The sequence below is a fragment of the Streptantibioticus ferralitis genome, assembly GCF_029223525.1.
In the GTDB taxonomy this organism is placed as follows: Bacteria; Actinomycetota; Actinomycetes; order Streptomycetales; family Streptomycetaceae; genus Streptantibioticus_A; species Streptantibioticus_A ferralitis.
Genome location: NZ_JARHTQ010000003.1, coordinates 24190 through 39522 on the forward strand (window position 1 = coordinate 24190; position 15333 = coordinate 39522).

Annotated in this window: 7 protein-coding genes and 1 pseudogene; 2 read left to right on the plus strand and 6 right to left on the minus strand. The window is 71.9% G+C overall.

Annotated features, from left to right (window positions below; translation table 11 throughout):
* Positions 1-96: 96 nt before the first annotated feature.
* Positions 97-1644: a hypothetical protein gene (locus tag P2L57_RS05740; protein WP_275809309.1), complete on the minus strand. Its 1548-nt coding sequence runs from the start codon at positions 1642-1644 to the stop codon at positions 97-99.
* A 308-nt stretch (positions 1645-1952) separates the two neighbouring features.
* On the opposite strand from P2L57_RS05740, the pseudogene P2L57_RS05745 reads away from it, so the two are divergent.
* Positions 1953-2978: pseudogene (locus P2L57_RS05745) on the plus strand (acyltransferase family protein); the annotation flags it as partial.
* A 16-nt stretch (positions 2979-2994) separates the two neighbouring features.
* Here the strand turns inward: P2L57_RS05745 and P2L57_RS05750 are convergent.
* From P2L57_RS05750 to P2L57_RS05770, 5 genes are all read right to left on the minus strand, one after another.
* Positions 2995-5412, minus strand: coding sequence for a bifunctional glycosyltransferase/CDP-glycerol:glycerophosphate glycerophosphotransferase (locus tag P2L57_RS05750; RefSeq protein ID WP_275809312.1), 2418 nt, complete (start codon positions 5410-5412; stop codon positions 2995-2997).
* A gap of 110 nt (positions 5413-5522) precedes the next feature.
* On the minus strand, positions 5523-6422 hold the full coding sequence (locus P2L57_RS05755) for a carbohydrate ABC transporter permease (RefSeq protein WP_275809315.1): 900 nt from the start codon (positions 6420-6422) through the stop codon (positions 5523-5525).
* Positions 6419-7774: a carbohydrate ABC transporter permease gene (locus tag P2L57_RS05760; RefSeq protein WP_372515618.1), complete on the minus strand. Its 1356-nt coding sequence runs from the start codon at positions 7772-7774 to the stop codon at positions 6419-6421. The genes P2L57_RS05755 and P2L57_RS05760 overlap by 4 nt, the downstream gene beginning before the upstream one ends.
* Before the next feature lie 6 nt (positions 7775-7780).
* Entirely contained in the window at positions 7781-9151 is a 1371-nt protein-coding gene (locus P2L57_RS05765) for an ABC transporter substrate-binding protein (protein WP_275809318.1), read from the minus strand.
* Between the two features lie 203 nt (positions 9152-9354).
* Positions 9355-13041, minus strand: coding sequence for an FtsK/SpoIIIE domain-containing protein (locus P2L57_RS05770; RefSeq protein ID WP_275809322.1), 3687 nt, complete (start codon positions 13039-13041; stop codon positions 9355-9357).
* Between the two features lie 463 nt (positions 13042-13504).
* Here P2L57_RS05770 and P2L57_RS05775 point away from each other — a divergent pair, with 463 nt between their 5' ends.
* Positions 13505-15193 (plus strand): serine/threonine-protein kinase, encoded by a 1689-nt coding sequence (locus tag P2L57_RS05775; protein WP_275809325.1) that lies wholly within the window; start codon positions 13505-13507, stop codon positions 15191-15193.
* The last annotated feature ends 140 nt before the right edge of the window (positions 15194-15333 follow it).

Here is a 15333-nt window from a genome sequence, read left to right on the forward strand (position 1 = left end):
GGTGCCGAAACGGCCGTAGCCCAGCCGCCCGTTGGGGGTGCTGAGCGCCGGGCCCCGCCGTCGCGGTGGTTTGGGCGGGTGTGACGCGGGAGTGGCTCAGTTGGGCAGGCGGACGAGTTTTTCGCCGGTGTTTGGGCCGCTTGCGATGAGGTGGGCTCCTGCGGGGATGGGCTGGCCCTGGTCCAACAGGGCCCAGGTGGCGTGGTAGCGGGTGGCGATGAGGTGCTGAACGGCGGGGGTGGGGTGGGAGGAGAAGTAGACGCGGACGTCGTGGTTGCGGCGGTTGCGGACTTCCACGGGGAGGGAGGGGTCGGGCCAGGCGCCTGAGACCAGGAAGATGCCGTACGCGGGGAGGACGTGTGTGGCGCGGTAGTCGTTGCTGAGCACGACGTCGCCGACGGGGACGTGGTCGGCCGCCCAGCGGTAGCTCGGCCAGGTGGCCAGGTGCTGGAGGTGGACGGGGGAGGAGGCCGGGACCTGGACGATCGCGCCGGTCTGCACGGCCAGGCCGATCGCGGCGGCCGCCGCGGCGACGGCGGCCATGGCCCTGCGGGCCAGGTTCCAGGGGCGAGCCCTGACCAGTTCCACGGCGAGGGCGAGCTGCGGGGGCACCAGCAGCAGGCCGAAGATGCGGCCGTAGGTGTACCGGCCGCTGAACCAGCCGTACGTCGCGATGGCGATGTCGGCCAGCCACAGCAGCGGCAGGGGGTCCAGCCGGTGCCGTCGGAACCGCATCCACAGCGCGGGTACGCCGACCAGGCTCAGTCCGTACCAGCTGATCAGGCGCCGCCCGTACAGCTGCTTGTGGAACTTGTCGACGGTGGTGTCCCCGGCGAGGGCGAAGACGTCGTAGTACGGCCACACGGCGACGAGGACGACGGCCGCCGCGACCGTGAGCGCCCAGCGCGCCGCGACCGCGCGGTTCCAGTCCCGCTGCCAGCCGAGGACGATCGCGGCGATTCCGGCCGCGGCACCGATCGACGTGATCGGGTGGATCAGCAGGATCAGTCCCATGCACAGGCCGATCGCCGTGTGCATCAGCAGCCCCGCCCGGGCGCGGGCGGCTCGCGCGGTCAGTGCCCAGGTGTGCAGGGTGAGCGCGATCGCGAAGGTCGACGGGAACGTCACGTTCCGGGTGAGCGCGCCCGGGTTGAGGAATCCGCTCCACGCGGCGGGCCTGATCCCCCACAGCAGCATCATCGCGGCCAGCGCCAGCACCGGAACCCAGCGGTTCTTGCTCAGCGTGCGGGAGAACGCGGCGATGCCGGTCAGGAAGAGGGCCAGGTTGACCGGGGCCCACCCCTCAAGGACCTGCCAGCCGGCCAGCCCGGTCAGCTTGGCGATCAGGCCGAGGACGACGATCAGCGGCGAGTAGTACGGGCTGTTGTCACCGGAGAGGTCGACCAGAGGGTTCGCCGGATGCAGCGGATCGGCCTTGATCCGGTCGATCGCCGAGGCGTGCTGGCCGAAGTCGGAGATGATGTTGTTGCGCCAGGCGAGGACGGTCATCAGGACCAGGAAGGCCGTGGCGATGATGGCGTAGGGGCCGGGCCGCCAGGCCGCCAGCCGGGTGGCGCCGCCCGCTCGCGGCGCCCGCTGCCCGGTGCCCGCAGTGCCGCCGTCCGTCGTCAACACACCCGCCATGAACCCTCCTGCGCGTCCTCGGGCGTGGTCGTCGCCCGTGGGCGCTCACGAGCGCCCAAAGACAATGACGCCGCGCGGGTTACGGGCAGGAGGCGAATGGGCCGCCGGGAGTCGACGGCAGGTGGTCGGTTTCGAGGCCGGCCGGGTTTCCCGGGCGGCCTCGACGCTTCAGGGTTCCACGTTTCAGGTTTCCGCGTTTCAGGTTTCCTCGTTGTTTCGGCGGGTCACTCCATATGGCGCATTGCCGGATGCGTCGGATTCGGGGGCGCGTCCGTTACCTCCGGATAGCCTGATTAGTCGTATGAGTCATGTCACCCGTAGGGGTTATACGGCCCCGCCCCCTTGCGGACGGGGGGTGGGTGCTCACTAGCGTCTTCACAGTGACCACAGTCGACACTTTGCAGAAGAACGGATCAGCCTCCGGGGCACAGGAGGTGGTGTCCCCGGCGCAGCCGGCTGCGGTCCGCGGATCGCGCGCGCCGCGCGACCCGTTCTTCGACAACGCGAAGTTCCTGCTGGTGGTCCTGGTCGTCATCGGTCACAACTGGTACCCGCTGATCAGCCATTCGCGGGCGGTCAAAGCCGCGTACCTGGTGGTCTACGCGTTCCACATGCCCGCGTTCATCATGTTGAGCGGGTACTTCTCGCGCAGCTTCGAGGCGCGTCCCGATCAGGTTCGCAAGCTCATCAAGACCGTTCTGGTGCCGTACCTGATCTTTGAGACGCTCTATTTGGCGGTTGTCGCCGAAGCGGACGGCCGTCCCTTCCGGCTGGACCTGACCTACCCCAGCTACCTGTGCTGGTTCCTGATCGCGCTGTTCGTGTGGCGGCTGACCACGCCGGTGTGGCGGGCGGTGCCCCAGCCGGTGCTGTTGTCGGTGCTGGTCTCGGTGGTCGCCGGGTTGATGAACGTGAGTACCGATCTGGCGCTCTCGCGTGTGCTGCAGTTCCTGCCCTGGTTCGTGGCGGGCCTGTTCGTGAAGCCCGAGCACTTCCGGTGGCTGCGCCGGCGCGCGGTGCGGCTGTGGGCGGCCGCCGCGCTGATCATCGCCCTGCCGATGGCGTACATCCTGGCGCCCATGGCCGACGCGGACTGGCTGTCGATGGAGTACGGCGCCACCGATCTGCACGTGGGCGCGCTGGAGTACGTCGCCATCCGGGCCGGGCTGTTCGCTGTGAGCGTGGTCCTGGTCGCCGCGGCACTGGCGCTGGTGCCCGCCCGTCGGCTGTGGCTGACCGCGCTGGGGACGGTCACCATGTACCCGTACCTGCTGCACGGCCTGATCGTGAAGTCCGCGCAGGCGAACGGGTTGTACGACCTGGTGGCCAATTCCGGTCCGCCCGCCGTCATCACGTTGACGGCCGGGGCGATCGCGTTGGCGCTGCTGCTGACCACGCCGCCGGTACGCAAGATCGCGCGCTGGGCAGTGGAGCCGACGTTCCGCAGCCCGCGCCAGGTGTTCGGCCGCTGACCGGTTGACCGCCGTCTGACGAGCGCTGCGCGCCCCGCTGGGTGCCGCCCTGGCAGTCTGCGGGCGACGGCGCCGGGGTGCGCTCTGCCAGCGGGAGCACCGGCGGCAGGCCGACGCCTTCGGCCGGCGTCTGCGGCTCCTCCAGGAAGAGGCGCCGTACGACACGCTCCGCCGCGTGCCCGTCGTCGTACGTGCAAAACCGCGCCCGGAACGCCGCCCGCAGCGCGGCGGCCCGCGGACCGCGCCAGGCACCGCTGGTGAAGGCCTCGATCAGCGCGTCCTCGTCACGGGCGACGACGCCGGGCGGCTCGGCGGTGATGTCGAAGTACGTGCCGCGAGCCGCCCGGTACGCCTCCCAGTCCCCGGCGTGGATGACGATCGGCCGGTCCAGGTTGGCGTAGTCGAACATGACGGACGAGTAGTCGGTGAGCAGTCCGTCGGCGGCCAGGCAGAGTTCCTCGATCGACGGGTGGCCGGAGACGTCGACGACCACCGCCGCGTCATCGGCCGAGGCCGTTGTCAGTGGCTGCTGATAGAAGTAGTGGGAGCGGACGAGGAGGGCGAACTCCGGCCCGAGCGCGCGGGCGAGGCGTTCGATGTCCAGCAGGGGGAACGGGCCGCGGCGGTAGTCGCGGTGGGTGGGGGCGTACAGAAGGGCGGTGGTGCCGGTGGCGATACCGAGGCGGTCGCGGACGCGGAGCACGTCGTCGGCGGTGGCGCGGTACAGGGCGTCGTTGCGCGGATAGCCGTACGCCAAGGTGGTGTACGCCGCCGGGTAGGCGCGCTCCCACACCAGGGTGGAGTGGCGGTTGGCGGACAGCACGTAGTCCCAGCGGTCCGCGTGGGCCATCAGCCGGGTGAAGTCGGTGCCCGCCGCGGCGGCGGGATAGTCCCGCAGGTCCAGGCCCATGTGCTTGAGCGGCGTGCCGTGGTGGGTCTGCAGATGGATCTGGCCGGGTCGTTTGGCCAGCCGGTGAGTGAAGTTGACGTTGTTGACCAGGTACTTGGCGCGGGCCAGCGCCGTCCAGTAGGCGGCGGAGCCGGGGTGCAGCCGCCGCACGCCCTCCGGCAGGGTGTGCGCGAATTCGGGGGTGGTAATCCATGCGGTACGGATGTGCGGGGCCAGTTCGCGGACGGCGGCCTCGATGGCGGCGGGGTTGCAGGAGTAGCCCCGGTTCCAGTACGCGGCGAACACGGCCAGCCCGGGATCGATACGGCGGTGTGACTGGAGGCGGTAGTGGACTTGGAGCAGCCCGGCCCGCAGTTTCCGGTAGGCCGCCTGGGCCGGCGAGCGCGCCGAGCGGCGCAACCGGTCGACGCGCCACAGCAGCCGGTAGGTGCGTCCGGCGCCGAGCCTGGTCAGCAGGTAGCGCAACGCGCTGCGCCGGGACGGATGCCCGCCGGCCCCCGCCCGCTGTGCCGCCGGGCGGTAGCGGCGGTACTGCGCGCGGCACCGCCGGAAGAACTCCGCGCGGGCCGAACGCGGCAGCCGCCCCGGCGAGTTGTAGACCGTTCCCAGATGGTCGATCATCCGCTCGAAGAGGACGGGCCGCCAGCGGGCCAGCTGCGGGCGCTCGTCGAGGAAGGCGAACACCCGGTCGTACTGGTCGAAGATGTCGAAGTGGCGGCGGCTGGTGGTGGAGAGGATGTTGCCGCGCCGACGCTGCCGGTAGTGCAGACATACCTGGTCGAGCACCGCGATCGACTCGGCGGCCAGCAGCGTCGGATACGTCCACGGGGTGTCCTCGTAGAAGCCGGACGGGAACGTGAGCCCCAGACGGGCGATGTACTCGCGGCGGTAGGCCTTGTTGCAGGCGATCATCAGCAGCCGGAGCAGCTCGGGGCGGTCGTCGATGGTGAAGACCGGCGGGCCCGCTTGGCCGAGGTGGTGTGAGAGGGCGTTGCGCCGTACCTCGCCGGTCCAGTACGTGCGGTCGTAGTCGTAGACCAGCACATCGGGATCACCGGTGTGCCGGAGGCGGTCGGCGATGGCCTGGAGCGCGCCGGGCGCGAAGGTGTCGTCGCCGTCGAGGAAGAGCAGGTAGTCGCCGCTGGCGCGGGCCATCGCGGCGTTGCGGGCCGGGCCGAGCCCCATGTTTCGCGGGAGGTGGACGGCGGTCACCCGGGGGTCGCGGGCGGCGAACTCGTCGATGATCTCGCCGGAGGCGTCCGGCGAGTGGTCGTTGACGGCGATCACCTCGAAGTCCGGGTAGTGCTGGGCGAGCACGGACTCCAGGCACTCGGACAGATACGCCTGGACCTGGTAGGCGGGAACGATGACGCTGAAGCGGGGCACGGCACATCCCTTCCAGGAAGGAAACTGCTCAGGTACCCGGCCGGTTACGGCGTCGGGTCACCCGGCGGGGACGGCCTGGATCCCGTCCCCCAACAGGGCGCGTGCTGCGGCTATTTGACGGCGCCCGCCATCACACCTGAGACGAACTGCCGTTGGAAGGCGAAGAACACCACCAGCGGAACGACCATCGAGACGAACGCACCGGGGGCGAGGACGTCGATGTTGTTGCCGAACTGGCGCACCTGCTGCTGCAGCGCGACGGTGATCGGCGCCGAGTCGCTGTTGGCGAAGATCAGCGCCACCAGCATGTCGTTCCACACCCACAGGAACTGGAAGATGCCCAGCGACGCGATGGCCGGACCGCCCAGCGGCATGATCACGGTAGTGAAGATCCGGATCTCGCCCGCCCCGTCCAGCCGCGCCGCCTCCAGCAGTTCGCGGGGGATCTCGGCGAAGAAGTTCCGCAGCAGGAAGATCGCGAAGGGCAGCCCGAAGGCGGTGTGGAAGAGCACCACGCCGGTGATCGAACCGAAGATTCCGATGTCGCCGAAGAGCCGGGCGACCGGGATCAGCGCGATCTGGACCGGTACCACCAGCAGCCCCACGACGGTGAGGAACCACCAGTCGCGGCCCCGGAAGTCCAGCCATGCGAACGCGTACCCCGCCAGCGCGCCGATCACCACCACCAGCACGGTGGCCGGGACGGTGATGTAGAGCGTGTTGAGCAGGGAGTGGGTGATGGTGCCGTTGCTCAGCAGCGCCCGGAAGTTGGCGACGGTCAGCTGCGAGGGGGCGGTGAGGACCTTCCACCAGCCGGACGCGGCGATGTCGGTGTTGCTGCGCAGCGAGGACAGCAGCAGCCCGATCGTGGGCATCAGCCAGAACAGGGCGATGACGACCAGCGCGACACGCAGCACGCCGCCGCCCGCGCGGCTCGCCAGCCGTGACGCGAGGGTCGGTCCGCGCCGTGCCGGAGCGGCGCCCGCGGTCGCGGTGTCGACGGAGGTCATCGGCGTCCCTCCCTTCTGATCCGGCGGATGTTGAAGATCATCACGGGCAGCACGAGAAGCAGCAGCAGAACGGAGATGGCGCTGCCGACGCCCTGGTCGTTGCCGCCGCCGAAGGAGGTCAGATACAGCTTCAGGGCGAGCACCATCGCGTTGTTCTGGGTCGCCCCTGGCGCGATGATGTACACCAGGTCGAAGATCTTCAGCACGTTGATCATCAGCGTGACGACGACCACGGCCAGTACCGGCGCCAGCAGCGGCACGGTGATCTTGCGGAAGACCTGCCACTCGTTGGCGCCGTCGACCCGCGCGGCTTCCAGCAGTTCGCGTGGCACACCGGCGAGCCCGGCCGCGATCAGCACCATTGCGAAGCCCGCCCACATCCACACATAGGCGCCGATGATCGACGGAGTGACCAGCGTCGGGCCGAGCCAGTCGACGCCGCCGTACCTGGCCGCGAAGTTCGAGGCGGGCAGCCGTAGTTGGGCGCCTTGTGCGGTGGCGGGCAACGTGAACGTGCCATCGGCCGCCGTCTTCGCGGACGCCACGACCCGGCCGACCTTGACCGCCTGGACGGTGACGCCCTTCAGCCCCTTCTCGCCGGGGTCGATGACACCGGCCCGACCGCCGCCCCCCGGAGTGAAGTCCAGCCAGACCGTGCCGGTGATGCCGCCGCCCCGCGGTCGTCCGGCCTGCTGGGCGCTGGACGGCAGCTCGGCCTGCGGAATGCCGACCAGCGGCAGCAGCGCCGCGGTGCCGGGGCGCACCGTGGACCTGGTGGTGTAGGAGCCGCCCGCCGTCGGCGCCAGATCGGCGCCGGGACGCGGTCGTGCGCCCGGGTACGCCGAGCCCGCCGAGAACGTGTCATGGACGCTGGAGATCACCGCGTTGGCCACGCCCTGGTTCGGGTCCTGCTCGTAGACCAGCCGGAAGATGATCCCGGCCGCGAGCATGGAGATCGCCATCGGCATGAAGACCACCAGTTTGAACGCCGTTCCCCAGCGCACCCGTTCGGTGAGCACGGCGAAGATCAGCCCCAGCGCGGTGGTGATCGACGGCGCGACCACCACCCAGATCGCGTTGTTCCTGACCGCCGTCAGGGTCCCGGAGTCGGAGAAGACCGTGCCGTAGTTCCGTACGCCGACGAAGCCGGAGCCGCCCGCGTCGTAGAGGCTGCGGACGATCGAGTAGCCGATCGGATAGACGACCAGCGCGCCGAGCAGCACCAGCGCGGGCAGCAGGAACAGTGCCGCCACCCATGGCCGTGTCCCGGTGATGCCCTTGGCCCTGCGGGGCGTTCCGGCAGGCGGCGTGACAGGTCCGGCCGTATCGGGCGCGGCCATCGAGGCGGACATCGCCGGTCAGCCGTTCCCGTACGCCTTGGCGGCATCGGCCTCCAGCGCCCGCTGCGCGCCTGCCACATTGCCCGGGTTGGCGAGGAAGTCCTGGAGGTCCTTCCACTCGCCCTCGCCCTTGGTGCCGCCGAAGGCCGCCGGTGCCTGGTCCGACATATCGAAGCGGAAGCCGTCCCCAGCCCCGATCAGCGCCTTGGCGATATTGCGCGTCACATCGTCCGGATACACCGAGAGGTCCAGCGACTTCTCGGGCGAGAGGAAGCCGCCGGCCTGCGCCCAGATCTTCGCCGCGTCCGACGAGGCGAGGAAGGTCAGCAGTGCCTGCGCGCCCTTGGCGTCCTTCAGCGCCACCGCGATGTCCGCGCCGACGGTTACCGGCGGCTTGCCGCTGCCGACCGCCGGGAACGGGAAGACCTTGGCGTCCGTCCCGACCTTCGCCTTGGTGTTGGCCTCGATGAACCCGGCGACGAAGTCGCCCTCGTAGACCATCGCCGCTCCGGGCGGATTGCCGGTGAACGTCTGCGTGACCGACTTGGGGAAATCCGTCTGCAGTGCGCCCGTATGGCCGCCCGCGAGCAGCTGGTCCTTACCGAACAACTGGTCGAGGGTGGTGAGCGCGTCCTTGACCGAGGGATCCGTCCACTTGATCTTGTGTTGGGCCAGCTCGTCGTACTTCTGCGGGCCCGCCTGGCTCAGATAGACGTTCTCGAACCAGTCGGTCAGCGGCCAGCCGTCCGCGCCGCCGACCGACACCGGCGGAGTGCCGGAGTCGGAGATGGTCTGCGCGGTCTTGAGGAAGTCCGCCCAGGTGTTCGGCACACTCACCCCCGCCGACTGGAAGGCGGCCGAGTTGTACCAGATCAGCGACTTGTTGGCGGCCTTGAACGGTACGCCGTACTGCTTGCCGTTGTACGCGCCCAACTTCTGCCAGCCCGCGGAGAAGTTGGCGGTCAACTGGGCCTGCACATCGGCGTTGACCGGCTTGATCCAGCCCTTCTGTGCGAACTGGTCCAGCACACCGGGCTGGGCGAGCAGCGCGACATCCGGCGGCTTGCCGCCCTCGATCTTGGTACCGAGGAAGGTGGACTCGCTGTCTCCGGTCGGGGTGAAGGTGACCGAAGCGCCGGTGCGCCTGCCGAACTCATTGAGCACCTTCTGCATGTTCTGCTGTTCGGCGCCGGTCCACACCGCCGCCAACTCCAGGTGCTGGCCGTGTAGATCCGGCAGCTTCACGGCGGACTGGCTGCCTCCGGCGCCCGGTGACTGGCCGCCGTTGTCGCTCTTGCCGCCGCCGCTGCCGCAGCCTGCCGCGCCGAGTGCGAGTGCGGCCACCGCCGTCATGGCGAGTGCGGCGTGAGCCCTGCGCGAGGTACGCATCTGCCCTTCCCCCTGCCTGCCGGAAACGTGCGACAGTCGTACGCCCGCGGCTCAGCCCCCGCAAGGCCGCCTGCGGGAGCGGGCAGCCGATCGTGACCATGATGTGATGCACGATCAAACACGTGATTTTTCACCGCAATTGGCGGGTCGGCGGGGAAAGGCGCGAGCGATCACAACGCGACGGCGCAAGGGGACGCACAGCGTCAGACAAGCGCCTCCGGCGAATCGGCGCCAACCGATTCCGCCGCCCGCTGCAGCGCGCTGGCCAGAAGTGCCAGATCCGTAGGCCCGTTGCCGAGCTCCCGCACCGGCCGCCGTGTCGGCGGATCCCCCATCCGCTCCCACTCAACCGGCACGACCGTGGGCCGCAGCGTGGCCGTTCGTGGAATCCGGCCGCTCACCCTGCCCGCCTGGAACGGCGTCACCGCCCCGTCCGGCCTGCGCAAGTACCCGCGCCCGGGCAGCTGTTCAGCCAGCCCGGCGGGCTCCTCCACATGCACCAGCAGGGCAGCGGACTCCGGGTCCTCGGTGCGCAGCGCGATCCTCAGCCGCGAGCGGTCGTCGGCCTCGGTGCCCGCCGTACGCTCCGGTCGCCCGGTCGACACGACCAGGTGGACGCCCAGCCGGGCCCCGGCCCGGGCCAGCGCCTCGACCGCCCGTACCACCGAACCCGCCGCCGGACGGCCCGGACTGCCGAGCGCGGGTGCGGTCAGCGCGTCGAAGTCGTCCACTATGACGACCAGTCGGGGCAGCGCCGCCGCTTCCCTGCTGCGCAGCTTCACCGCGCCCTCCGCGGACGGCTGTTCGGCCGACGGCCGCGCCGTACCGGGCCCGGTACGCGGTATGCCCAACTGCTCGGCGAGCCGGCGCTGGGCGTGCCAGGACTCGAACGACTCGCCGCCCAGCAACTCCTCGCGGCGCTTGAGCTCCGCCGCCAGCGCCTGGGCGAACTCCCGCATACGGGATGGATCGGAGGCGGCCAGATACGTCGAGACATGCGGCAGATCCGTGCAGACCCGCAAGCCCTCGCCGCGCTCCGGCGAACCGTCGACCAGCACCAGCGTCAACTCGTCGGGCCGGGCAGCCGCCGCCAGCGCCGCCGCCACGGAGCGCAGCAACTCGGTCTTGCCCGCGCCCGGTGCGCCGCCGACCAGCAGATGCGGCCCCTCGGCGGCCAGGTCCACCGCGACCGTGCCTTCGGGCCCCGCCCCCAACGTGGCCCGGGGCGCGGTGGGTTCGTCCGTCCAACGTGCCGAGATCTTCGACGGCGTGGCCAGCGCGAGGTCCAGCTGGTCCAGCAGCCGGGCCGTGTCCGGCAATGCGCTGCGGCCCCGGCGCCCCACGGCGTCCGCCTCCCGCAACGGCGCCAGCGCTCGCCCGAACCGCTCCGCCCAGGCGCCGGAGACCGCGTCAACGACCGCGCGGGCGGGGCCTTCCGGGGCGAGGGCCAAGGTCGTCGCCACGTCGCCCTCCAGCCGGGCGAGCGCACCGCACCGAGCCGCCAGCCGGTCGGCCGACTCGGCCAGGCACACCAGATGGATCCCGGCAGCGGGACCGGCATGCGCCAGCCGTGCCACCGACTCGCGCAGTGTGGCGGAACCGGGGTCGCCGTCCACCACCACGACCGTGTACGGACCGGAACGCCCGGCCGCCACCGCGGCCACCGCCTCCGGCTCCGCCGACGGCCAGCCCGCGCCGAGCGGCCCGTCGTCCAGCCGCCGCGCCAACTCCGCGGTGCGCGCCTCGGCCTGCTCCCGGTCGAAGGCGAGCAGCAGTCGGCAGTCCTGGCCGTGCGCCGGACGCAGATGCGGCAGCCAGTTCAGCCATGACCACTCGTCGGCGCGCTGGTCCATACCGCGGGAGCGGTCCGCGCTGATCAGGACCAGCTCAAGCGTGGCGGGGGAGTGCAGCGCGCACAGCTGCGCCACGACCGAGCGGGCCAGGCCGCTCAGCCGCGGCCGGGGCCCGATGATCCCGAGCGAGCCCGCGCCGCGCAGGCCGACGGTGACCGGCACGGAGGGCAGCAGGCCGTCGTCGGTCGGCAGATCGGTGGAGCCGAGCCGCACCGCCAGCGCGTCGGGGTGGCCGCAGCCGCGCTCCCACAGTCGCGGCCCCGGGCCCAGCGCGGTCACCAGAACGGCGGCCGGGTCGGGGGCCCGCTCCCGTAGCGCGGCCGCCTCGGCGGTCAGCCGGTCATGGCCGGAGCGTCCGCGGTCGCCGCGCCCGGCGCCGCGGCCCGAGGCGAGCCGCCGGGCCAAGGCCCCTATCGCACCGGACAGCCCGCCGCGCGCCCCCGGCGTCTCCCCGAAGACCCCGCCCCGTCCGGCCATGGTCACCGCGTCCCGCGCGACGGCCGCCAGCCGATCCCGTGTCGCGGTACGTGAGGCGGGGGCGCCTGCCGCTGGGGCCGCGCCGGGGGCGGTGGGGACGTCCGCTGCTGTGGGGCGCTGTGGGCTCGCGCCGGTTCCGAGTGGCGTGTCCGCGTGGGCGCGGGCGGCGTTGGCCGCCGTGCCGGGACCGGGCTGGACGGATTGGGCGGTGCCGTCCGGGCCGGTGGTCCTGCCCGGGGTGCTTCCGGGGGCGTGCGGGGCGGTCGCTTCGGCGGCGGACGCGGGGTGCGCGCCGGTTCCGGCGCGGGTGTTGTCCGGGCCCGCGCCGGGGTTTGCGTGGCGGGCGTGAGCGGTGTCCGGCGCCGCATCGGGTGCCGTGGTGGGGCGGGGGCCCGGGCTGGTGCCGGTGGTGTGCGTGGTGGGGGCGTCGGGGCTTGCGGCGCCGCGTGTCTGGTGCGCCGCGGTCCCGGCGCGTTCCGGGCCTGCGCTGGGTTCGGTACGGCGGCCCGGGCCTGCTTCGGATCCGGTGTCGTGCCTGCCGGGGCCCATGGCGGCGTTGCCCGCGGGGGCGTCGCTACCGCGTGCTGCCGCGCCGATGGGGCCGGGTACGCCGGTGAAGTCCCCTGCGGGGGCTGGTGGTTGCCCGTTGCCGGTGCCGCCGTGCGGTGCCTCCGCCGCGTGACCGGAGGTCAACTCGCCGTCCCGCGCGCCGGGTTCGCCGCCCGGGGCCTGTGCGGCCGTACCGTCCGACGAGGCCGCCCGCCCGGGCTGCGCCGGGCTGGAACCGGAACCGGTTCCGTGCGGCGCCGTTTGACCCGGCGGGAGGCCGGGGCCGCGGGGTGCGGGCACCCGGGCGTAGGACCCCGTCCCGTAGTCGGTGGGGGACGGTAGGACGACCTGGAGATGGCCCTCGTTGTCCGGAAGGACGGCGAGCGCCGGGGGCGGCGGTGGTGGTGCGGCCGGGCCGCCGCCGTCCGGGGCGGCGGCCGACTCCAGGCGCAGCGTGGACTCGCCGATCCGCAGCAGGGCGCCGGGCGGCAGCGGTATCGGGCGGTCGCCGACCGGACGGCCGTCGACGCGGGTGCCGTTGGTGGAGCCGAGATCGGCGACCGTGATCTGGCCGCCCGGATCGACTGTCACCACACAGTGCAGCCGGGAGACGTCCGGGTCGTCGATCGGCACATCGGCCTCCACCGACCTGCCGATCCGTACCTGGCCGCCGTGCAGCAGATGCACCCCACCCGCGTCCGGTCCGCCGACCACCTGCAGGCGCGCGGCGGCATCCGGATCGTCATGTTCCGGTTCGGCCGCGGTGTGCACCGACAGCACCGCGCCGTCCACCAACGGGGGAACGCCCAACCGCGCGGTCTGCGGGTCGAGGCGTTCCGCACCCGCGTAGAGCGCCACCGCGGAGCCGGACGAGCGCACCGGCTGCCCGGATCCGACACTGGCCGCGAGTGCGCCCGCCACCGTGCCGAGCGCCGTGTCCGCCGGAGCGGTCACGAGCACGTCACAGGCGCGGCCGCTGCGCGGCCCGAGGACGGTCAGCCGGATCTGCATCGTCGTCCGCGTCCCTTCTCACCCGGGAAGCCCGGCAGGGGCGCCGTCCCCCACCGCGTCGTACGTGAGGCATCCTCCCACCTGCCACTGACACTCCACCCCCGGCGCTCACCATAACGATCTTGAATGGTCGGCGACCGGTGTCATTCGGATGGAATTCGATCACGGCCGCTACCGAAAGTCCGTCCCGTGGTGAACGCAAGTGCGGTCTCGACCGTTCACACAGACGTGGCCGGGCGTCGGGCAACCGATCGCCTGTCCCTGGCGTCCTACCCAGAAGCCCCATGTCACGGCCGTCACAGGGTCCGTTCCACAGAGCTCGGACCGGTACGGCGGTGCGGCACTACAGTGGGCGAATGGACTATCGACGCCTCGGCGCGAAGCGCCTCCGCTGAGGGCGGAGGCGGGCGACGGGCGGGCGGGTCCGGCAAGCGATGTCGACCACGATCTGGGAGCTCATGACGTGCGGCCGGTAGGCAGCAAGTACCTGCTAGAGGAGCCGCTCGGGCGGGGTGCCACGGGCACCGTCTGGCGGGCCCGGGTGCGCGAGGCGGCCGAACCCGCGGAGGGCACGGCGTCGCAGGCCGGGGAGGCCGTCGCGATCAAGGTCCTCAAGGAGGAGTTGGCGAGCGATCCGGACATCGTGATGCGCTTCCTGCGGGAGCGCTCCGTACTGCTGCGCCTGACCCATCCGAACATCGTGCGCACCCGTGACCTGGTGGTCGAGGGCGAGCTGCTGGCCCTGGTGATGGACCTGGTCAACGGTCCGGATCTCCACCGCTATGTGAGGGAGAACGGGCCGTTCAGCCCGATGGGCGCCGCCCTGCTCACCGCGGGCATCGCCGACGCGCTCGCGGCCAGCCACGCCGACGGCGTGGTGCACCGCGACCTCAAGCCCGCCAACGTCCTGCTGTCCAGCAGCGCCGACGGCTCGCAGATGCATCCGATGCTCACCGACTTCGGCATCGCGCGGCTCGCTGACTCTGCTGGCGTCACCCGCACGCATGAATTCGTCGGCACGCCCGCGTACGTGGCGCCGGAGTCCGCCGAGGGCCGACCGCAGACCTCCGCCGTGGACATCTACGGCGCGGGCATCCTGATGTACGAGCTGGTCACCGGGCATCCGCCGTTCCGCGGCGAGAGCGCCCTCGAAGTGCTGCACCAGCACCTGAGCGAGGAGCCGCGCCGCCCCTCCACCGTGCCCGAGCCGCTGTGGACGGTGATCGAGCGCTGCCTGCGGAAGAACCCGGACGAGCGACCCAGCGCCGAGAACCTGGCCCGTGCGCTCCGCGTTGTCGGCCAGGGCGTCGGGGTGCACGCCACCCCGGCGGCGGCCGAGGCCGCGCTGGGCGTCGCCGCGCTGCTCGCACCGGACCCCGCCCCGGCCACGGTGCCCGGCACGGGATTGGGCGCCGCTGCCGGAGCGGCGGGCGCCGCCGACCCGACACAGGTCCTGCCCACCAGCGGCGGCGCCGCGGCATACGGCCAGAACGGCTCGTACGGGTACGACCCGAACGGCGCGACCAGCGTGCTGCCGCACTCCGCGCCCACCATCGGCGCGGACGGCACCCGGGTGATGCCGCCGCTGCCGGACGCCGGCCCGGCGGGGCAGACGCAGCAGTCCCAGCAGCCGCAGGGCCCGCATCCCTGGGAGTCCCAGCTCAACGCGGCCCGCAGCCGCAACGAGCAGACCGAGTTGCAGTACCTGGACCCCAGCCAGGACCCGCTGCGCCGCCGCCCGCGCCGCCAGCCCGCGGCGGCCCCGCGCCAGCAGCAGCCCTACCAGCAGCAGCAACCGCGCTACCAGCAGCAACCCCAGCCGCGCTACGAGCCGCAGCCGCAGCAGCGGTACGAGCCGCAGCCGCAGCGTTATGAGCCGCAGCGCCGTCCCGAACGGGAACCGGCGCCGCGCCGTGAGCCGCGGCCGCGCAGCCGGATGCGGATTCCGGGCGCGGGCTGCCTCAAGGGCTGCCTGTTCATGATCTTCATCCTGGTGGTGATCGCCGTGCTGGTGTGGAACTTCACGCCGGTCCCGGAGTGGGTCGCCAAGGGCCAGAGCTGGTACGAGGCGACGTCGAGCTGGATCAGCTCGGCCTGGCACTGGGTCTCCAGCGTTGGCCACAGCTCCGGCAGGATGATCGGCAACGGCTGACAGGAGGGGCCCTCGAAGGCCCCTCCTGGCGCCGAGCCTGTTGATTTGTCGACTTCCTGAGGGTGATTTCCCCCGCAGAAGCCGCACTCGCCACCCGCCGATGCCCCCAACGCGCCGTCATCCGCGTAGCTTTGTCGGCA